At 70.8% G+C, this 18,789-nt stretch carries 19 protein-coding genes; 14 read left to right on the forward strand and 5 right to left on the reverse strand.

Annotated features, from left to right (window positions below):
• Positions 1–73 precede the first annotated feature (73 nt).
• From ACFYW8_RS21635 to ACFYW8_RS21645, 3 genes are all read left to right on the forward strand, one after another.
• Entirely contained in the window at positions 74–286 is a 213-nt protein-coding gene (locus ACFYW8_RS21635; protein WP_389077988.1) for a hypothetical protein, read from the forward strand.
• Positions 287–821: 535 nt separating this feature from the next.
• Positions 822–1,010 (forward strand): hypothetical protein, encoded by a 189-nt coding sequence (locus ACFYW8_RS21640; protein WP_389077993.1) that lies wholly within the window; start codon positions 822–824, stop codon positions 1,008–1,010.
• A gap of 180 nt (positions 1,011–1,190) precedes the next feature.
• Entirely contained in the window at positions 1,191–1,817 is a 627-nt protein-coding gene (locus ACFYW8_RS21645) for a DUF2461 family protein (protein ID WP_389077998.1), read from the forward strand.
• Between the two features lie 198 nt (positions 1,818–2,015).
• On the opposite strand, the gene ACFYW8_RS21650 is transcribed toward ACFYW8_RS21645, so the two are convergent.
• Genes ACFYW8_RS21650 through ACFYW8_RS21670 form a run of 5 tightly spaced genes read right to left on the reverse strand, consistent with a single transcriptional unit; the run spans position 2,016 to position 7,887 of the window.
• Entirely contained in the window at positions 2,016–2,555 is a 540-nt protein-coding gene (locus ACFYW8_RS21650) for a hypothetical protein (RefSeq protein WP_389078003.1), read from the reverse strand.
• Entirely contained in the window at positions 2,552–3,634 is a 1,083-nt protein-coding gene (locus tag ACFYW8_RS21655; RefSeq protein ID WP_389078008.1) for a hypothetical protein, read from the reverse strand. The genes ACFYW8_RS21650 and ACFYW8_RS21655 overlap by 4 nt, the downstream gene beginning before the upstream one ends.
• A 33-nt stretch (positions 3,635–3,667) precedes the next feature.
• Entirely contained in the window at positions 3,668–5,674 is a 2,007-nt protein-coding gene (locus ACFYW8_RS21660; protein ID WP_389078013.1) for a hypothetical protein, read from the reverse strand.
• Entirely contained in the window at positions 5,658–6,791 is a 1,134-nt protein-coding gene (locus ACFYW8_RS21665; protein WP_389078018.1) for a hypothetical protein, read from the reverse strand. The genes ACFYW8_RS21660 and ACFYW8_RS21665 overlap by 17 nt, the downstream gene beginning before the upstream one ends.
• A gap of 1 nt (position 6,792) precedes the next feature.
• Positions 6,793–7,887 carry a hypothetical protein gene (locus ACFYW8_RS21670; RefSeq protein ID WP_389078023.1) on the reverse strand — a complete coding sequence of 365 codons (1,095 nt, stop codon included), beginning with the start codon at positions 7,885–7,887 and terminating at the stop codon, positions 6,793–6,795.
• A gap of 149 nt (positions 7,888–8,036) precedes the next feature.
• On the opposite strand from ACFYW8_RS21670, the gene ACFYW8_RS21675 reads away from it, so the two are divergent.
• The 11 genes from ACFYW8_RS21675 to ACFYW8_RS21725 are packed head-to-tail and all read left to right on the forward strand — an operon-like array spanning position 8,037 to position 18,775.
• Positions 8,037–8,981: a CHAT domain-containing protein gene (locus tag ACFYW8_RS21675; RefSeq protein WP_389078028.1), complete on the forward strand. Its 945-nt coding sequence runs from the start codon at positions 8,037–8,039 to the stop codon at positions 8,979–8,981.
• Positions 8,982–8,989: 8 nt separating this feature from the next.
• Positions 8,990–9,613, forward strand: a complete 624-nt coding sequence (locus ACFYW8_RS21680; protein WP_365870490.1) for a hypothetical protein — start codon at positions 8,990–8,992, stop codon at positions 9,611–9,613.
• A complete protein-coding gene (locus ACFYW8_RS21685) occupies positions 9,610–10,638 on the forward strand; it encodes a ThiF family adenylyltransferase (RefSeq protein WP_389078035.1) in 1,029 nt (342 codons plus the stop codon). Before ACFYW8_RS21680 ends, ACFYW8_RS21685 begins: the two co-directional genes overlap by 4 nt.
• Positions 10,631–12,088: an effector-associated domain EAD1-containing protein gene (locus ACFYW8_RS21690; RefSeq protein ID WP_389078040.1), complete on the forward strand. Its 1,458-nt coding sequence runs from the start codon at positions 10,631–10,633 to the stop codon at positions 12,086–12,088. Before ACFYW8_RS21685 ends, ACFYW8_RS21690 begins: the two co-directional genes overlap by 8 nt.
• On the forward strand, positions 12,058–13,107 hold the full coding sequence (locus tag ACFYW8_RS21695) for a JAB N-terminal domain-containing protein (protein ID WP_365870486.1): 1,050 nt from the start codon (positions 12,058–12,060) through the stop codon (positions 13,105–13,107). The genes ACFYW8_RS21690 and ACFYW8_RS21695 overlap by 31 nt, the downstream gene beginning before the upstream one ends.
• 1 nt (position 13,108) lies before the next feature.
• Entirely contained in the window at positions 13,109–13,897 is a 789-nt protein-coding gene (locus tag ACFYW8_RS21700) for a hypothetical protein (RefSeq protein WP_389078047.1), read from the forward strand.
• A complete protein-coding gene (locus ACFYW8_RS21705; RefSeq protein ID WP_389078052.1) occupies positions 13,894–15,789 on the forward strand; it encodes an ATP-binding protein in 1,896 nt (631 codons plus the stop codon). Before ACFYW8_RS21700 ends, ACFYW8_RS21705 begins: the two co-directional genes overlap by 4 nt.
• Complete coding sequence (locus ACFYW8_RS21710) at positions 15,786–16,973, forward strand: AAA family ATPase (RefSeq protein ID WP_389078056.1); 1,188 nt, start codon at positions 15,786–15,788, stop codon at positions 16,971–16,973. Before ACFYW8_RS21705 ends, ACFYW8_RS21710 begins: the two co-directional genes overlap by 4 nt.
• 47 nt (positions 16,974–17,020) lie before the next feature.
• Positions 17,021–17,818, forward strand: coding sequence for a hypothetical protein (locus ACFYW8_RS21715; protein WP_365870482.1), 798 nt, complete (start codon positions 17,021–17,023; stop codon positions 17,816–17,818).
• 4 nt (positions 17,819–17,822) lie between these two features.
• Positions 17,823–18,092: a hypothetical protein gene (locus ACFYW8_RS21720; protein WP_365870481.1), complete on the forward strand. Its 270-nt coding sequence runs from the start codon at positions 17,823–17,825 to the stop codon at positions 18,090–18,092.
• Between the two features lie 5 nt (positions 18,093–18,097).
• Positions 18,098–18,775, forward strand: coding sequence for a hypothetical protein (locus tag ACFYW8_RS21725; RefSeq protein ID WP_389078066.1), 678 nt, complete (start codon positions 18,098–18,100; stop codon positions 18,773–18,775).
• Positions 18,776–18,789 lie beyond the last annotated feature (14 nt).

Below are 18,789 nucleotides of genomic sequence, written 5' to 3' on the forward strand. Positions count from 1 at the left end.
CTCCCGAGGTGACTTGGCTCATTCGCGTCCTCCGGCAGCTCGCGCGGCCCCCGGCACCGGCTGGTGCGCGGCAGTGACCGGCGAGTTGCAGGGGGCTTGCTGCGGCGCCCTGTTCGGCAACGACCTCTCGCTGTCCGTGCGCTACGGCGTGCCGCTGCGGGTGCCCGAGGCGGGCGCGGCGACCGACGCGGACGACGAGGCGCGCGCCTTGATCGTGCCGGTGTTCGGCGGCATGTCCAAGGGCGGGCGAAACCGGCTCGGGATCCCGCCCCGAGCGCGGCTGTAGGCAGGGATGCAAATCGTATGTCGCAAATCGGGCAACCAGTGAACGCGCCTGGAAGGATCACCACATCGGTCTCCGGTGACGTTCGTCGGAGCGCTGGAAGGCGGGCTTGATCCGCACCGCGAGACGCATGACCGGATCGTCGCGGCCGGCCGCTCGTGGCGTGACATGGAGGTTCGCGTCGGCGGGCGGGAACCTCGGTATGGCGGGTACGGGTTCACGGCCGTCGCCCGGCGTGTGCTGCTGGACATCCTCCAGGAGCAGGCTGCGGCGGCGGTTGCGGCTCGACTTTCGCCACCATGGCGGACTCGGCGCGGCTGTGCTCCGGTCATCGGTTCGGCGTGGCTCCCGAAGGTGTCGGATCGGAGACCAGGGACGCGCGCGGGGAGATTTCCGGGACCGGGATCGGCGAGGTTCGGCAAGATTCATCCGGGACGGGACGGTGGCGCCGACGGAGCGAATCACCTTCCCGTTCGTGAAGACCTCCGGGTGGTCCACAGCCGGGTGTGGCGGCACGACAACCTGGTGCTCCTCGGAGATGCCGCGCACACCGCGCACTTCTCCGACGGCGCCCGGCGGACTCACGTTCGGTGTGATCCGGAGCGAGGATCTCGGCTGGGGTTCGGCGCCGGTGCGGGTCGCGCCGGCCCTCGCCGTCGCGTACGTGCACGCCGAGGTCTCCGGGGAGGGGCACGCCGAGGTCTCAGGGGAGGGGCACTTCGAGTAAGACGACGAGCGCAGCTGTCGGTCGGCGCCGGCCGTGGGGGTACGGACCGAGCGCGTCCCATGCACGGACTGGTCCGCACCGACCCGCTGGGCACGATGGCGGAACTCACCCCGCCGCCCCATCTCGTCGCCCTGCGCGCTCCCACGGCGCAGGGCCGCGGGCGCGGGCTAAAGTACCCGCATGCGCGGACCTTTCGCGGGATGGCCCGAGGGGGCGTTCGACGTCCTGATGCGGTTGCAGGGCGAGCCTTCGCAGGCTCTGCGCGAGGAGTGCCGAGAGGATCGCGAGCGGCTGGTACGGCAGCCGATGATCGCGCTGCTGAACGAAGTCGCGGATACGAACCTGGAATACGAGGACTTCTCCGTCTGGCACTACCGCACGAATCCCTGGTGGTGGCAACACCAGGGCGCGGTGATCCGGCTCGCGCGCAATGTAGAAATGGGCCTCCGCTTCGATCTCGACGGCCTGCGGATCCAAGGGGCCTGGTGGTACCCGGTTCCCGAGCAGATCAAAAGGTTCCGGCAGGCGGTGGCCGCGGAAGACAGTGGTCGAAGACTTGTCGCCGTCGTCGAGGATTTGAGAGACCGGAACTACGGGGTCACGGGTGATCTCATGAAGCGGGTTCCCCGGGACTACCCAGCTGATCATCCCCGCGCCGAACTCCTGATGCACCGCTCGCTGATCGCCGCTCGACCGCTGGGATGCGAGGCCTGGCTGCACACCCCGGAGGCGGTGGACGTCGTCCTCGAAGCGATCGGGGAGCTCAGGGACATGATGTCCTGGCTGGCCCGGCACGTGAAGGTTTGATCTCCGTCTCCTGTGGGCTCAGGGCTCCGAGGTGCGGACGACATGACCGACGAGGAACTGCGGGCGATCGTCCGCGACCACCTGGCCGAACCAAGGATGTCAACGAGCCTGTGCGGACGGTGTTTCCCCGGCACCCCGCTCAGGAGGAGCGCCTCCGCCTCGCTCCGCGGCGCGCCCGCCCCGGCCGCCGCCCCGGTGTCAGCGCAGGAGGAAGATCTTGAAGTCGAAGTAGCCGCCCGGCGCCTCCCAGTAGCCGAGGCCAGCCGATCTGGCGAAGCCGGGCTCCTTGTCGCGCAGGTCGCTCACCACCGTCTCGGCGGTGTCGATCGCCTGGGACTGCCCCACGAGGCTGTTCGGCCCGGAGGCGAAGACCAGCACGAACCCCACCGGCAGGCCCTTCGGGTTCTTGCGGGCCAGCTCCTCGGTGAGACGCTTCCGCAGCTGCGAGGTGTCGTGGTCCCGTACCGAGTCGGGACTGATCTTGATCTCCACCTTGATGTAGTCCGGATCGAGGCCCTCGGGCCGCGGCGACCCGCTGGGGCTCGCGCTCGGACTCCCGGTCGGCGGGGTGCCGCTCGGGCTCGCGGTCGGGGAACCCTTGACCCGGCTGGGATCCGCCGGGACGGAAGCCATCGCCACCAGGAACAGCATCAGCAGCAGATCCGCGAAAAGCCATCCCGCCAGCACGGCCGTGCCGCTGTGCCGCGAGGTGCGGCGCCCCTCGCCCCGCCTCGTCATCGTTCCACCGGCGGTACGTTGTCGAACGCCCTGCCGTCCCAGCGCCGGTCGCCCTCGCCGTCGAGTGCCGCGATCATGTAGCGCAGCCGGTCGACGATCTCACCGAAGACCTCGGCCCGGTCGTTCAGAGTGGTCAGTGCCGTGCCCACCTCGGACGTCGCGGCCGACACCTGGTCGGAGACGAGACTGTACGAGTGGGCGTGCTCGCGGTTTGCCGAGGTGGCCTCGGCGAGTTCGCCGACCAGAGACTCCAGTCGTTTGCCGAGCGCCTGCAACTGCTGGCCGAGCGCGGTCTGCAACGTCGTGATGCGGTCCAGCGTCTGCTGTGGAGCCTGCAACGACTGTGCCACAGCGGCGAGTTGGGCGGTGGAGCGTCGCCACTCGTCGAGGGCCGTCTGAAGGCCGGCCACCGGGCCCGTGGTCATCGCCTGTGTGATCGCCGTGGCCGCGCCCGACATACCGACCTGTAGTGCGTCGCTGCTGCGGGCGATCTGTGTGCCGATCTGGTTCAGCGTCCTGACCGACACCCCCGTCTGATCGCCCGCCCTGGTGTGCACGCTGACGAGCAACGTGGCCGAGGCGAGGTCCCGGGTGAGCGCGTCGGACAGGTTCGCCCGCCGGTCCGCCCGTCGGCCGACCACATGGATGAGGGCTGTCAGCGCGATGACCACCAGCACGATCCACGTGACGTCGGACGCCGTCGCATCCAGCGTGGGGACGTCCCCGATTCCGTTCTGCCAGGCCGTGAAGAACGAGTCCTTGCTGTCCGACGAGCGATAGGCGCCCAGTGCGTCGGACAGCCGGTACCAGGTGAAGGCCACCGGCGCGAACAGCAGGACGTCCCGCAGCAGTTCCACCGTGCGTACCAGCAGGCCCGAGTCGGCGGACGGGGACAGGAGGGACTCCGCCGGATAGGCCACGGCGAGATCGGTGCCCATGAGACTGCCGCCCCCCTGGCGCAGCTCCGCGGCCAGGCCCGCGAGGACACCCGAGCCGGTGGTGTCGCAGTGCCGCCGGTAGGACTCCAGTCGTGTGGCTGCTCGGGCCAGTTGGTCATGACCGGTCCGGTTGTCTGTCACTGTTCTCTTTCTCCCTGTTCGCCCACCACGGCGTCACACACTGACGAGCACGATCAGCAGCGCCACCGCGGCGACGATCGTGGAAATCCCCACACCCACCAGGCCCAGGGCGAACCAGTCACGGACCTCGGGCCGGGCGCCGCCGCGCACGGGACGCCTTGGCCGCCGCTCGGGTTCGACGGGCAGGACGATGTCGTGCGAGGCGAAGTACTCGTGGATGACCAGCCGGCCGAGACGCCGATGGGTCCGCCGGTCCGTCACGAGGGCCCACAGGGCGCCGATGAGCGCCGGCCGCAGCGCCTGGCCCGCGTTCCCGAGCAGCTGCTCCAGACGGCCCGCGTCGTCGAGACCACCGTCGGCGAACTGCACCAGCAGGCGACGCAGCACATCGGCCGGCGGGTACGGCATCTCATCGGCGACCGCGACCGCGTCCACGGCCGTGGTCAGGGCGCCGGCCGCGGCGAAGGCGTCGTACCCCGCGATGTCCCTCTTCCCGCGGGAGGCGAGGGGGACGGGGAGGGCGTGGATGACCGTCCCGACCGCAGAGGGCGAGGATGAGGCATGGTCCTCGATCCACCGCACCAGGTCCGTCGGCGCGACGGGGCGCAGTACCGAGGCGAGCACCTCATGGAGCTGATGCTCGTCGAGCCCGATCGCGCGGCAGGCCACTACGACCGCGGGCAGGCACTGCGGCGCGGGCGCGAGGCGGGGCTGCGGCCCGGTCCGCCGCCGGACCCGACGCAGGCGGCGACCGCGGCGCTCGCCGCCGCCCGGTTCGGGACCCGTCACCAGCCGGGTCGCGACCGTTTCGCGGTCACCCACCGCCTCGATCAGGGCGATGGCGTCGTCCTTCTTCCAGGCCGAGAGCACCACCAGGAGAAGCGCGTCGTGGACGCGGCGCCCGAGCGCGGGCCAGCGCTCGTAGGGGGGCGATTGCACATGCCACGCAAGGGACAACTCCCGCAGAGCCGCGTCCGGAAGGCGGGTGAGCGCCTCGTCCAGGTCCAGCCCGGTGAGACCGTCGTCCAGCAGCCGTGCCTCCTGCGCCGTGACGTCGCCCTCACCGGCACGCCGGAGCAGGTCGACGGGGTCGGCGAGCACGCCGTTGACGACGGCCTCCGAGCGCAGCCAGGACCGCACCTCCTTCGGGGTGGTGAGGGGCCGGTCCGGCAACAGCGGTCGCAGACCCGTGCTGCCCCGTCCCCGGTGGACCCGGCACCAGGCCAGGGCGAAGACCGCCAGTTCGTCAGGGGCGTCGAAGGCGTCGAAGGCGTCTGACGCGGGCGGCGGGGGCGCGCCGGGCTCGGGCAGCGGCACCCTGCGGCGCGCGGAGGTGCGCAGCGAGAACTGCGGCCGGTCGGCGAGGAAGACGACCCGTGGCCGGCCCGCTCCGGTGTCCGTGGCCTCGAAGGTGGAGAAGGTGAACGGGCCGGGAATCACGTCGCCCAGCAGCTCCAGGATCGCGAACATGACGGCGGCCGGGTCACGACCGGGCGCGATCACCGTGAGCTCCGCCCGGGGATCCGTGAACGCCGCCGTGACCACGTCGGCCAGTACCGGGCCGGCCAGCGCGGCCGCGCCCGCGCGCAGACCGTCCGGCCCCTCCGCGCCGGACACCGCGGCCGCGCGAAGGTCATCGATCCACAGTGGCGGAAGGCTGCTGTCCATCGGTTCGTGCCCGACGCCGATCCAGCCGGGCCAGCCGGAACGGCTCAGCGCGAGTGCCAGGGCGGGGTCCAGCCCGGGGCCGACGATGACATGGGCGAGGGTCGACTCGCGGCCCGTCGTGTCGGACGCGGGCACCCGCCTGATCACGGCCGCCTCGTCGCCGAACTCCAGGTACGCCACCGCCGCGTCCTCGGCCGGCGCCGCCCAGATCATGTCCTGGAGCCGGTGCTCCCACTGGGTGACCTGCTCGGGGCCGAGCGAGCTGGCCACCGGACCCAGACCCCGGTGACCGCTGAGCGACTGCTCGCTCCAGCGGAAGACGATCTGATGCAGCCGGCCCTCGTTCCGTGCGGTCTCACCCAGCATCGTCATCCCCGGGTCGCAGGAGTCGGTGATCGAGCACGTCCGCCATCGCCAACAGGGACAGCAGCGGTTTGAGCACGCGCCGTTGCCGGAAGGCCAGTTCCGGGTAACGGTCCCCGGACAGTGCGGAGTTGGTCGCGGAGGCGAAGTGCAGCGTGCTGCGGTAACAGCGCATCGCCGGCCGCAGCCAGGCCTCGGCGCGGCGGCCGGCGAGAAAGGCGAAGGCGTCGGAGCTCTCGCCCTCGACGGAGGAGAGATCGAGTTCCTCGTCCGCTTCCTGCCGGTCGCGGCGCAGCCAGTATCCGGGGAGCGGCTCGGCGCCGAACTCCAGCATGTCGGCCTTGGCCACCACGACCGCGGCCGGGAACGGCAGGAACTCCCCGTGGGCGCCGGGCCGTCCGGCGAGCCGGCTGAGCACATGGTCGAAGGCGTTGTCACTGATGGTGGGGACGTCCCGCCGGGTCATCCGGGGGATGGCCGTCGGGTCGACCACGAAGAGCAGCGCGTCCACCGCGCCGAGGAAGCGAGCGCTGTCGTCGGCGCTTTCCAGCATCTCGCCCGCGACGTCGAAGAAGGAGACCGCGTGGCGGACCCCCGCGCGCAGATTGGTGATCTTGAGGGCGTCGGTGAACTCGATCGCCTCGCGGGGTGTGGCGGGCAGGCCCCGGCGGTGGGCCAGGAACGGTTCGACGATCTGCTTCATGTACCGCTGGTGGATGCGCAGGTCGAGCGGATCCACCTGGAGCCCGATGCGCCGCAGCCGCGCCTCGCTGCGGAGCAGGTGTCCGATCATGGCGGCGAGCAGGTGCGTCTTGCCCGCCTGGCTGGCCCCGATCACTCCCACCACCACGCGCCGGTACTCGCCGTACGCCTGGGGCAGGAAGTGGGGTTCACCGGCGTCCCCGCCAGGACACCTGCGATAGGCGGTGGCCAGCCGCTGCGCCCAGGACTCGGCGCCCTCGGCGGGGCCACGCACCAGGCTGATCTCCTGGCCGTCGTCCGTGAGCATGGCCAGCGGCAGGGTGGACCAGTTCCGGATGTCGTGGAGGCAGATGGGGCAGATGAGTCGGACCCGTCTGTTCCTGCCGTTCGATGCGGGCGTGTTCTGCCAGAAGGCGTGCGCCATCTCAGACCACCAGCATGAGCAGTAGCGTCACGAGGGCGATTCCGAACGCCGCGGCCATGGTGTACGCGAGAGGGGTGGACACGACGAACTTGTTGTCCGCCCCGCGGCGCAGCGGGCCGCCCTCCTGCGCCGGCAGGTCGGGCAACGGAGGCGGCACGAAGGCCCGTTGGTGCATACGCAGCCGGGTGAAGTCCTCACGGGCGCGGGTTTCGCGGAGGTCCACGTCCGGACGGGGGACGGGATGCGGGGGAGCCGGTGGCTGCCACCTCAGCAGCATGGTGCGCGCGTCGGGCCGGTGCTCGGGGGAGTCGGCGAACGCGTGGTCCGACGCGCGGCCGGATCGGCGGTCCCAGTGCCGCAGCAGGTCCTGGAGGACGGCGTCCTGAAGCGCGAGCCGGGCCCGCATGCCCTCGGACGTCTCGGGCTCGCCCTGCGCGGTGTGCAGCGCCTCGCCGGTGGCCAGTTGGAACACGGCGAGTGCCGCCGTGTAGATGTCGTCGGCAGGGTGCGCGACCGTCGACCGGGCGGGGCGGGGCGGATTCCATGGCGCGGGGAGGTCGGGCAGGGAGCGGGTCCGGGCTTCGGTCACCGCATGACCGAAGTCGCAGATCTGCAGGCCGGTGCCGTCCCAGCGGAGGCTGTCCAGGTCGATCCTGGTGTGCACGATCCGGTCGGTGTGCAGGAAGGCGAGGCCGGTGAGCAGGTCGGTGACCGCCTGGTTGACGCCCGCCGGGGACAGCGGCAGCTGTCCGTTCTCCAGGAGTTCGCGCAGTGTGGCGCCACGGCACGTCATCAGTGTGAAAGGGTGCGGCCCGTCCGGGTCGGCGCCGACGCAGCGGCTCAGCTGCGATGGATACGATCTTGCCCCGGCGTCCTGAAGTCTTCGGCCGAGGCGGGCCTCGCGGGCGATCAGCGTCTGTGCGGTGCTGCCCGCGGGCACGCTCTTCTGTACCACTGTCTCGTTCTTCTGATTGTGGCCGTACCGCAGGCGAACGCCATTTCGAATTGTCTGCCGGCCGTCGAAGAAGACGTGATACGGCTGCTTCGCTGTGCCGGACCCCCCGGTCAGGTACAGCTCCAGAATTTCCGGTGCCACTTCCGCCCCATCCCCCACCCTGGATGCCATCGAGCGGACTTGTGCACGCATGGCCCCGCCGCCCGGTCAACCATAGAGTAGCGGTGGGCTGTTGGGGTTACGGTGTTTTTCTGAATCAGCCATTGGCCTAGGGGTACGCTGCTTTCACAGTGACGCCCCGCAGTGTGCGGACGGGGCGTTTTTCATGGGTTCCTGAGGGGGGAGGAATCATGTCGGAAAGTCTGTACAGACGACTGATCGATTCCACGGTACTTGATCTTTTCGGTCGGTTGTTCCCCGACGGCATCAGTGCGTCAGCGCTGCTCGTGCCGCTCGGAGTGGACCCGGCCCGGCTGCCCGCCTTCGGCTCCCAGGCGCCCTCCCACTGGTGGTTCGGGGCGTTCACCGAGATGTACCGGGGCGCCTTCGAGCCGCACTCCCTTCAGGAGACGGTCGCGGCCGCCGCGGCTCGGTTTCCGGGTGAGCCGACGCTCGCGCACCTGGCGGGGGAGGTTGCCGCAACGGCGCCCGGATCCGGGCCAGGATCGGTTGAAACCCCTGGTCCGCTGCGTGTGCTGGTCTTCCTGGCCGATCCCACGGACCGTGCGCGGCTGCGTCTGCAGGCCGAGGAGCGCATCCTGCGGGAGATCCGGGAGCCGGCCCGGCTGGACGTGACGGTATGCCCGGCGGCGCGTGCCACCGACGTGCTGCCCGCGCTGCTGGACGCACGGCCCGACGTCGTGCATTTCTCCGGCCACGGAAGTGTGGACGGAATGCTGATCTTCGAGGATGCGCTGGGCGGGTCCGCCCCCGTGTCCGCCCGGGCCCTCGGTCGCGCGTTCGAGGCGGCGGACTCGGACACCGCACTCAAGTGCGTGGTCCTCAACTCCTGTTACACGGGCGCCTACGGCGAAGCGCTGTCCGAGAGTTCATGGGCGGTGATCGGTTCGACCCAGGCGCTGGGCGACGAGTGCGCGCTCGCTTTCACCCGCGGTTTCTATCAAGCATTGGCCAAAGGTCGTGAACTGTCGTCGGCCTATGCCCTCGCTCTGGCGGAAGTCGCCCTCTCCGGATTCCCGGAAGACGAATTCCGCTTTCTTCCCCGGAAAGGGTAGGTGCCGGGATGACCACAGAACCGCCTTCCGGCGTCTCTCCCGAAGAACAGGCGTGGACACAGGAGCGGGTACGCGCCTTCAAGACAGGGAATCAGCACGCCAAGGACCCCGCGAACTCCGGCCACGACGGTCCGGCCCGCACCACGGGCGACTCGCTCTGGTTCGACCTCTACTGCCGTGTGTGCGGCCATACCTTCCGGCGCGGGGACGCCGTGTACGTGGTGTACCGGGGTGACGACGACCCGGACGTCCGTCACCAGAGTCCCGAACTGCCCTGTGCGCCACTGCCCGACGACGTCGTCGCCGAACCGGTGCGGACGGACCGTGTCGAGGTGTTCTACGCCGCCGCGGACCGGGCCAACCCACCACGCCAGGGCCTGCACCTGACGCGATTGCAGCCCGGCCACCCGCTGCTCGTCGACGTCATCCCCAGGCGGCACTGCGTCCTGTGCTGCCAGTCCTTCCGCCCGTTCGAGCTGGCGGTGGTGTGCCCGTGCAGCCCGGCGGAGCCCCGGTGCGGACTCGGCGTGCACCGCGACGCGGGACGGGGACTCGTCTGCTACGACAGCTGGACCGTGCAAGGCGCTCTCACGCGCTGCCCCACCAACCTCCAGAAGCTGGACGGCTCGTGAACCGCACCGGAACCGGGCGCCATGAGCGCCACCGGCTGATACCGGGCTGGGACCAGGACGTGCTGCGCTCCGCACGCGTGATCGTCGTCGGTGTCGGTGCCCTCGGTACGGAATGCGCCCGGCTGCTGGCCCAGGCCGGGGTGGGCGGCCTCGTCCTGTGTGATCCGGACACCGTCTCCGAGAGCAACCTCAGCCGTGGGGCGCTGTTCCGGCCCTCCGACGTGGGGCGGCCCAAGGCGGAGGCGGCGGCGCGTGCGCTGAGCGAACTCGTGCCGGACCTCGATTGCGAACCACGCGCGTCCGGCCTGCTGAGCGGGGTCGGACTGGCCGAACTCAGGGACGCCTCGGCGGTGGTGAGCGCCCTGGACAGCGTGGCCGCACGGCTCGCGCTGGCCACCCGCTGCAACCTCGTGGGGGCCCCGATGCTCGACGCGGGCACCCACCCGTGGGGCGGCGAGGTGCGCTTCTACGCCCCGGGTGAGCGGTGCTTCGGCTGCGGGCTGAGCCCACAGCAGCGCGCCGTCCGGGACGACCCCTGGAGCTGCGGCAGCGTCACCGCGGTCACGGAGGCCGGAGCGTCCGCCCCCGTCTCGGCACTGGTCGGGGCCTGGCTGGCCACCACGCTGCTCCGGACACTGTTCGGCGAACGGCCCGCGGGAGGGACGGTGCGTCTGGAACCGGCGCAGGGACGTGCCAACGTCGTACACGAGAAACGCGATCCCGACTGCCCGCTGCACGAGGAGGCGCGGCCCGTGGTTCCCGTCGACCTCACCGCGAAGTCCCCGGTGAAGGATCTGCTCGCCCTGCTCCAACCTGGCGAGACCGCCCTCACCTGGGCCTCGGTCACCGGCGACGAGAACCCTCTGGCCGCCTCCCATCTGCTGTCGCAAGCACCACCGGACGTGTCGCTGAGCGAGGTCGGCATCGCCCCGAGAGAACTCGTCCCCGTACTCCGCCACCGGGCACCGCGCTCGGTCCGCTACCTCGAACTCGCGCCCGCCCGGAAGGACCCTCCCGTTGACTGACGTAGGCGCGCTCGCAGACGCGCTCGCCAAGGCATTCCGCACCCAGGAACACGCGGACGTGATCCTCACCCAGATCGACTTCCCGGCGGGGCGCCTGCCGAAGTTCGAAACCGCGCTGGGCTTCTGGACGAAGATCATTCAGGATCTCCAGGCCGGCGTCATGGTGGACGGGCTGCTCACACTGCTCGCACGGGCCACCAAGATGATGCCCGGTGCCGCCGACCTGCGGGCGCTCCACGCGGAACTCCAGGCCGAACTGGGGCCGGCCGAGCCGGTGGCTCCCGCCGCCCTGCCGCTCACCAGCGACGGCAAGTTCCCGCTGATGGTGATGATCGGCAGTGAACACCACACACAGTTCCTGAAGTTGCTCCAGAACACCCTCGGCGTCGACAACGTCGACCTGCTGTACGCCTCGCAGCGCCAGTCGGCCGCACAGGTGCCCCAACAGGACGACGACGGCGTCGAACTGATCAGCCGGATCGCCAAGCCCATCCGTCAGGAGTGTGGCGAGAACGTGGAACTGCAGTACGAAGAGGCCCCTGACCGTCCCTTCCTCTACCGGCTGCTGACCGTCACCGCGCCGGACGGGACCCCGTACGAGATGAACCTGGTTCCCTCGACCACGCTCACGGAGGACATCGCCGAAGCGATCGTCCGGCAGCGCCCCGAGGCGATGACGGACAACCGCGGCCGACGGGTCAGGACCGTCGTGGACCTCGTGATCGGCGAGCGCGGCGAGACAAGGCGCCTCGAACGCGGACAGACCCTGCACGAGGCCGGCATCCAGGAAGGAGACCGGATGCAGGTCGGCACCCAGGCGATCGCCGGCGCCAGCCCCGTACTGCACACCGACGCCGTGTACCGCGCCAGGGCCCAGCTCAAGCGCTATGCCATGGCCCACCAGGACATCGACTTCAAGATCCTTGAGATGGACCCCCCGGACGTGCCGATCCGCTATCTGATCGGCTTCGAGGTCCCGGGGTTCGGCCTGCCCGAGGACTACGAGGCGCAGCCGCTGCTTCCGCCCGTCATCGGCCGACACGAGGCGCAGATCGTGCTGACCCGCGACTTCCCCGTGCGTGCCCCGCTCGTGGTGTGGCACACGCCCGTGTTCCATCCGAACATCTGGCAGAGCATCCGCACGGGAGCCCTCCAGGGCCAGGCCTGCCTCGGCCCGCTCATGGACGGCTGGCGCCCGGACATGCCGTTCGGCCTGCTGTGCCGGCTCGTCGTCGACATCGCCTGCTACCGCAACTACGACGTCACCGAGGCGACCACCTTCCCCGACCCGATCGCCGCGCGCTGGGCCCGCTCACCGGAAGGTCAGGCCATGATCAAGAGCATCGGCGGCAAGCAGATCGCGGAGGAACCCACGATCCCGGACGCCGACGCCCCCGTCGGCTCCCGCGTGGACGCCCTGTGGATCGAGGAGACGGGGCGGACGAGGTGATCGAACTGGAGCTGCTGAAGGGCGATGACGAACGCTACGTGGGCCGGGTGGCACTGGTCCCCCTGGTCCGCCAGGCGCTGCGCCGCCTGGGCGTCGAGACCGGCGGTGGCCGGCTCGCCATCAGTTTCCACACGTCGCACCGGACCGGATGGATCGAAGCGCCTCCCCTGCGGATCAGGATGGACCCCGACTACGACGAGGTACGCGTGCGCTTCCTGTACGACGGCGCCCCGTCCAAGGAGCGGCAGTTCGGCTTCGGGCAGCTCTTCGCGGAACAGCTGACGGCCCTGGTACGGCCCCTGGACCCCGACGAGAACACCTGGACGGTCCGGATGCGGGAGACGCTACGAGGCGAATCCCTCTTCGGGGAACGGCCGACGCCGGAGATCGAGGGCGCCATCGACGTCGACCTCGACCGGCCGCGCAACCTCCCCTTCACCGTGACCCCGGCCGCCGCACCCGCGGAGCCGCTGGTGTCCCGTCAGGAGCTCGGCATTCAATGGAGAGGCCAGGGCTCCGTCGGGGTGCTGCTGCCGAGCTCTCTCCACGATCTGCTCACCAGGGACCTCCCGCTGTCCAGGAACATAGAGGAGGGCGGTTTCCTGCTGGGCCGACCCCGACGGCTGGAGGGCTCGCGCGAGCGCTACCTGGTCGAGGTCAGCCACATCACCCCGGCGGAGGACACCGGCGCGGGGGCTCTCCACTTCACGTTCACCGGTGACTCCTTCCGCGCGGTCAACGAGGAACTGGCCCGCCGCAACGCCGACGAGCAACTCGTCGGCTGGTACCACACACACCTCTTCTCCGGGGGCGGTCTCTCGGACACCGACGACCGGCTGCATCTGAACACCTTCGGCCGCCCCTGGCAGGTGGCGGGCCTGATCAACCTCGACGGGGAGCGCCGACGGCTGCGCTTCTTCGGCCGGGTCGACGACACGACGATGGGGGACTGCCCGCTGTGGACGAGCGATGACCGCGGCCGATACCGCCGCGCGGACGCTGCGGTGGACGAGCGGTGACATGAGCGCACCCCTGCCCCAAGGAGATCTGACGGACGCCGCCGCCCTGTACACGCCCTCGTCGGCGCTGACCGACGCGCTCAGCCGTGCCGCCGCGGTCTCGGCCGCCCGGCTGCGGCTCTACCCGCCCCCGTTCGACGACCCTCGCCCACCCCGGCTCGGCACGGCGCTGCTGGCCGCCGCGATCGGAGCACGCGACCGGCCCCGGCAGGCATGCCGGCTGATCACCGCGATGCCCGAGCCGAACCGCGGTTACGAATGGCCCGTCGCCCACCTCATGGTCCACCACGCGCTGCGCACCGGCCTCGACCCCGAACTGGGGCGGAGCCTGCGCGCCGCCTCCCCGCTGACCGGGCTCCTCGACCACCCGGCCGAGTCGGCGCGGGCGGCCTCCTTCGACGTCCTCCTCACCGCGTTGACGAGCGAGGGCGGACGGCAGCTGCTCCTCAGGGAACTGTGCGTGCCGCCCACGAGCGCGGCACAGGCGCTGTGGCGGGGCGAGCTGATGTCCCGCATCCGGATCCAGCACTGGGCCTTCGTGCTGGACGTGTACGAGACGGCCCTGAGCCGCTACGGCGTCGCCTACCGCCGACGCACCGAGGCCGCGGTCCGCGCCGCGCGCGTCGGAGCCCTGGAGCAGGCCCGCCCCATGGGCGTCTGGTGGCGCGGGCTGGCCGAGCTGCGCCGAGCGCGTCCGGCACTCGTCCGGGCGCGCGGAGGGATCCGGGGCTACGCCGACGGGGTGGGGCTCCATCGGTGGCTGCGCAATCAAGAAGGGGAGCCGCGATGACCGTACGACTGCCGCTCACAGTCGTGACCGCGGACGGCGAAGGGCTGGCCGACTGGACTTCCTGTCCCCTGGACGCACGGCTGCGGGAGGTCGCGGCGAGCGGCCCCTATCACTTCACCGAACCGCTGCGCGACGACTGGCTCGACCAGCCTCTGCGCGCCTTCGTCACGACCCGTCTCACCGCGGACCAACTCGACCCGGCCACCCCGCTGTACACCGCCGAGGGCCACCGGCTGCACGCCCGCGACCTGGGGGCACCCGAGCCACCGGCCGGCCGGGAGGCCACGCAGACCGGCACGGTCGTGGAACGGCCGGACCAGCTCTCCGAGTCCGCGGCGACCCAGAGCGCCTACTACATGGAGGTGGACCGGGCGGCCTCACTGCTTCGCGCCGGTCTCTCGGTCCTGGTGGTGTGCGACAAGATCTGCGTCCAGCACCTCGCCGAACACATCGTCAAGAAGGCGGACCGCGACGCCGTCATCGCCGACGACCGGCCCGACGACCAGCCGGAGCCGGTGGCACCGGACCTCCAGGACCTCGGCGTCCGGCCCGGGGCGGCCGCACCGGCCCAGCGGCAGAGCCTGCGGGCCCGGCTGCTGGCCGCCGTGGAGAAGGCGTTCTACGAACTGACGGACAAACAGGTTCTCGTCATCAAACATCTCGATCTGCTGGCCGGCGGTTCGGAGACCACGCTCTCGAACGAGGCCAGGGACCTGACCGAGCAGCTCTACGAGCAGAGCGGACGCACCCTGCTGGGCTTCAGCGATCCCTCGCTCGTCCTGCCCGAGGTGCTCGCCTCCCGCTTCGCGGTGCGGATCCGGCTCGAAGGCACCAGCCGCGTGGTGCGCCACCCCGTCGAGGGCACCCCGCAGCCACTGGAACGATCCCTCGTCCTCCAGCGCGAGGCAGCCCGCTTCCGGGGGTTCGACAAGGAGGACTTCTACAAGTTCGTCGCCGGACTCAACCCCGTCGTGCTGCGCGAAGCCATGCGCTACGCCTATCAGGAGACCCAGGGACGCGACGACGTGACCGTCGCCGACCTCAAGGAGTACATCCGCACCTTCAAGGCCCAGACCTCCTCCAACTTCGAGGTCCCCACGCATGTCACCTTCGACCAGATCGGCGGCTACGACGACGTCAAGAAGGAGATCGGCCGAGCTCTGCGGATCATCGCGGACACTCGTGAACTGCCCGAGGGAGACGAGCAGTTGAGTGGTGAGCTGGTTCCGCACGGCTTCATCTTCCACGGCGACCCCGGCACCGGGAAGACACTCTTCGCCAAGGCGATCGCGAACCAGATGGTGGCCACCATCCAGGTCATCTCGGGCCCCGAGGTGACCAACAAGTACGTCGGTGAGAGCGAACGGCACATCAGGGAGCTCTTCGCCGAGGCCCGCCGCAACGCCCCCTCGGTCATCGTCTTCGACGAGTTCGACGCCATCGCCGCCAGCCGCAGCAGCTGGGACGACGGCGGCTCACGCGCGGGCAACGCCATGGTCGCCCAGATCCTCACCGAGATGGACGGCTTCCGGCCGGACGTGCAGATGCTGGTCATCGGCACCACCAACCGGCTGGAGATCATCGACAAGGCACTGCTGCGGCCGAGCCGGTTCAGCACCTTCCACATTCCCCTCCCGGACCCCGAGGCCCGCCGCGAGATCATCAAGGTGCACGCCCGCCGCTACCGCGTCGACGTCACCGGACTCATGGAACAACTGGTGGAAGCGACCAGCCAATGGAACGGCGACGAGATCAGGGCGCTGTTCAGCGAGGCGTACACGGGACGGCAGTGGGAGAAGATCCCCGCCGACGCCGAGCGCCTGGGCGAGCTCGTCGGGCGTGTTCAGCGGAACCGGGAGAAGCAGCAGGAGAGCACCAGGGGGCGCCTGTGAGCTGGCCCGTCAGTGTGCTGCGCGCGGTCGCGGCCATGGAACATGTGCAGAAGGACCTCGAAGACCACTTCGTGGGCCGCGAGCGGGCGGCACGACTGCTGGTGCTCGCCGCCGTCTGCCGCGAGCACATGCTGCTCCTGGGACCGCCGGGCACCGCCAAGACCGCCCTGATCAGCCGCTTCACCCAGCTGCTCAAGGCCGACGTGTTCAGCTACCTGCTCAGCCGCTTCACCGAGCCCGCCGAGATCTTCGGCCCGCTCGACTACCCCAGCTTCCAGCAGGGCCAGTACCAGGTGCGGACCGTCGGCATGCTGCCACAGGCGCGGTTCGCCTTCCTCGACGAGGTCTACCAGGGCAGCAGCGCCATCCTGAACACCCTCCTCGCCCTGCTCAACGAGCGCGTCTTCCACAACGGTTCACGGGCTGAGGGAACCAGGCTCATCAGCCTCTTCGGCGCCTCCAGCGAGGTGCCCGAGGATCCTGCGCTGAAGGCGTTCGGCGACCGGTTCCTGCTGCGCATGGAGGTCCGCTCGGTCGCCCGCACCGACCTGCCCGGGCTGCTCGACCTCGGCTGGGGACAGGAGCGGGAGCGTCTGACGACGTTCGACCAGGACTACGACGGGCCGCAGCGCGATCCCGTCACCCCGATCGTCACCGATCCCGGCACGCTCACCCTGCTGCACCAGAGCCTCAGCGACGTACGGCTGCAGCACGTCCTGCCCGCCTACACCGACCTGATCCGGGACCTGCTCGGAGAGGGCGTCGTACTGACCGACCGGCGGATCGTGCGCGGCCAGAAGCTCGTCGCCGCGGCCGCCCTGCTGCGCCGCGAGCAGACCGCAACCCCGCGCGATCTGTGGCCGCTCGCCCATCTGTGGACCGAGCCGGGCGACGAACAGCCGACCGCCCGGCTGGTGGCGGAGCGCGTCGCGGCGGACGGCGGGGCGACGGACCAGGTGCGCGGCGCGGCCGAGATCCTCGCCGTGGCCGAGAGCCGGACCCGGTCCGTGCTGGAGCGCGCCCCCGGCGCGGGGGTCCGCAACAACGAGGTCATGTCCGTGCTGCGCGAACTGCACGACATCGAGAGAGAACTGAACGAGCACCACCCCGGTGACGAACCGGCCCTCCAACACTTGCGCGGGCTGCGTGGACGGGTGGCGGAACTACTGGATCAGTGGGAGTGACCGATGGCCGCACCCCACCCCACCGATGAAGACAGGAGCCCGATGACATGTGCAACCCCCGACGGATCGTGATCCACGCCACCGAACAGATGGCCAGGGCCTGGCAGGCGGAACTGGAGCGCACGGTGCGGCTGAACGGCACGGTGACCGGCGAGGCCCATCTGGGCCAGTCCCTCGCCTCCCTGCTGTCTCCTGCGGCCCTGCGCGGTTTCGAGCGCGCCGTGGGCATCGACCCGGACTGGGTCCTGCGCCAGGGCGCCTACTACCTGGAGATCCCCGGCGGGACCGCTTCGTACCATCCCGAGACCGGTGAGCTGGAGTTCACCGTGCAGCTGACCGAGGAACTCGTCGGCACCGGCACCGGCACCGCGGTGGTTTCGGGCACCGTCAGCGCGGAGGCGTCCGGGGCGGCGCAGAGCACCTACACGCGGCCCGGGGAGTGGGGGCGCAGCAAGCAGCAGGCGCGGGAGGAGGCCGACCGGCTCGCCCGTGAGGAGGCCCGACGCAAGGCCGACGCCGATGCCGGTCACCTGGCGGAACAGGCACGTCAGGAGGCGCTCGCCGCCCCCGACGCCGCGCTGCTGGGCCACGCCGACGCCGCCGCGGAACGCAACGCGCAGGACGACCTGGAACGGCAGGCCCTGGCCCGTGGAGCCGTGCTGAACGCGGTGGCCGAGGCCGGACTGGCAGCGCTGCGCCGGCAGACCATGGAAGGCGTGTTCCGAACCGCCGCGCACGGCTTCAAGGAGCTGCTGCTGGAGTACGCGGACCGGCACGGCGCCGAGAACGTCCGGACGGACGAGTCCGAGCAGACCATCGAGATCCAGTTCGAGTTGGAGGCATGAGCCGATGCGGGTGAAGGTCCGGTTCCGGATGGACCGGACGACCGGTCACATCGAGGTCTTCGAAGTGGTCGCGGCGTCCGGGCAGACCGTCGGCGAGGAGGATCACGACTGGGATCACGAGCAGATCGCCCACGACCTCGGCAGCGTCCTGGAACGCGTGCCCGACGTGCGCGAGGTGACCGACCCCGCGTCCGAGGACGTGCTGGTGCTGCACGAGTCCGAGCCGGAGGAGCAGGAGCGGCACACGGAACGCGCCCCTGAGACCGAGGTCTAGCTCGGATGACCAACGAACTGGCTCTGCTGGAGAGCGCGGCGAGATGCTACGAGCAGGCCGGCGAGCCGGCCGAAGCGGCCCGCGTGCGTGAGCGCACCGGTGCGCTCACGGCGGCCGCCCGCCTCTACGAGAAGGCTGGAATGACGGCGGACGCCGCCCGCTGTTACCGCACGGCCCGACTTCCGGAGGAGGCCGCCCGGTGCCATCTCCTGCTCGGCCAGGTGGAGTCGGCCGCGGACTGTGTGGAGGCCGCGGGGGACCCCCTCACCGCCGCCTGGCTGCTGGCTTGCGTGGGGCGCCGCCCGCAGCGGGCGCGATGGTCCCTCGCGTCGGTCCGGCCCCTCACCCTGGACCAGCGGCTGCGGCTGGAGGTGTGCGCAGGACTGTGCGTGGCCTTGGAGTCCGGCGACAGCACGGCCCTGGCGACCGCCGCCGACGCGGCCGTCGGACAGCTGTCCGAGGTCGGGGCGGGGGAGCGCGAGCGGCTCGTGCGATGGGTGGTCGGCTGCGCGGACGCCGCGGGCCGCGCCGATCTGGCGGCGACGGCCCACGCCCGGGCCTTCCGCGACGGGGTGCCCGGCGCGCTCGGCCGCTGGCACCGCTGGGCGGGGCCCGCGCTGGGCGGAACGACATGGCTGCCCGGCGCCGGCGGGGCCGCCCACGGGGGGAGGGATCGGGAATGACGATCTGGCGTCGA

The organism is Streptomyces sp. NPDC002742, assembly GCF_042888885.1.
Classification (GTDB): Bacteria; Actinomycetota; Actinomycetes; order Streptomycetales; family Streptomycetaceae; genus Streptomyces.

What these genes read in the sequence shown, in the direction of transcription:
- ACFYW8_RS21640 (WP_389077993.1), top strand. Translation starts at nt 822, where the DNA reads ATGCCGCGCACACCGCGCACTTCTCCGACGGCGCCCGGCGGACTCACG.
- ACFYW8_RS21645 (WP_389077998.1), top strand. Translation starts at nt 1,191, where the DNA reads ATGCGCGGACCTTTCGCGGGATGGCCCGAGGGGGCGTTCGACGTCCTG.
- ACFYW8_RS21650 (WP_389078003.1), bottom strand. Translation starts at nt 2,555, where the DNA reads ATGACGAGGCGGGGCGAGGGGCGCCGCACCTCGCGGCACAGCGGCACG.
- ACFYW8_RS21660 (WP_389078013.1), bottom strand. Translation starts at nt 5,674, where the DNA reads ATGACGATGCTGGGTGAGACCGCACGGAACGAGGGCCGGCTGCATCAG.
- ACFYW8_RS21665 (WP_389078018.1), bottom strand. Translation starts at nt 6,791, where the DNA reads ATGGCGCACGCCTTCTGGCAGAACACGCCCGCATCGAACGGCAGGAAC.
- ACFYW8_RS21680 (WP_365870490.1), top strand. Translation starts at nt 8,990, where the DNA reads ATGACCACAGAACCGCCTTCCGGCGTCTCTCCCGAAGAACAGGCGTGG.
- ACFYW8_RS21700 (WP_389078047.1), top strand. Translation starts at nt 13,109, where the DNA reads ATGAGCGCACCCCTGCCCCAAGGAGATCTGACGGACGCCGCCGCCCTG.
- ACFYW8_RS21705 (WP_389078052.1), top strand. Translation starts at nt 13,894, where the DNA reads ATGACCGTACGACTGCCGCTCACAGTCGTGACCGCGGACGGCGAAGGG.
- ACFYW8_RS21715 (WP_365870482.1), top strand. Translation starts at nt 17,021, where the DNA reads ATGTGCAACCCCCGACGGATCGTGATCCACGCCACCGAACAGATGGCC.
- ACFYW8_RS21720 (WP_365870481.1), top strand. Translation starts at nt 17,823, where the DNA reads ATGCGGGTGAAGGTCCGGTTCCGGATGGACCGGACGACCGGTCACATC.
- ACFYW8_RS21725 (WP_389078066.1), top strand. Translation starts at nt 18,098, where the DNA reads ATGACCAACGAACTGGCTCTGCTGGAGAGCGCGGCGAGATGCTACGAG.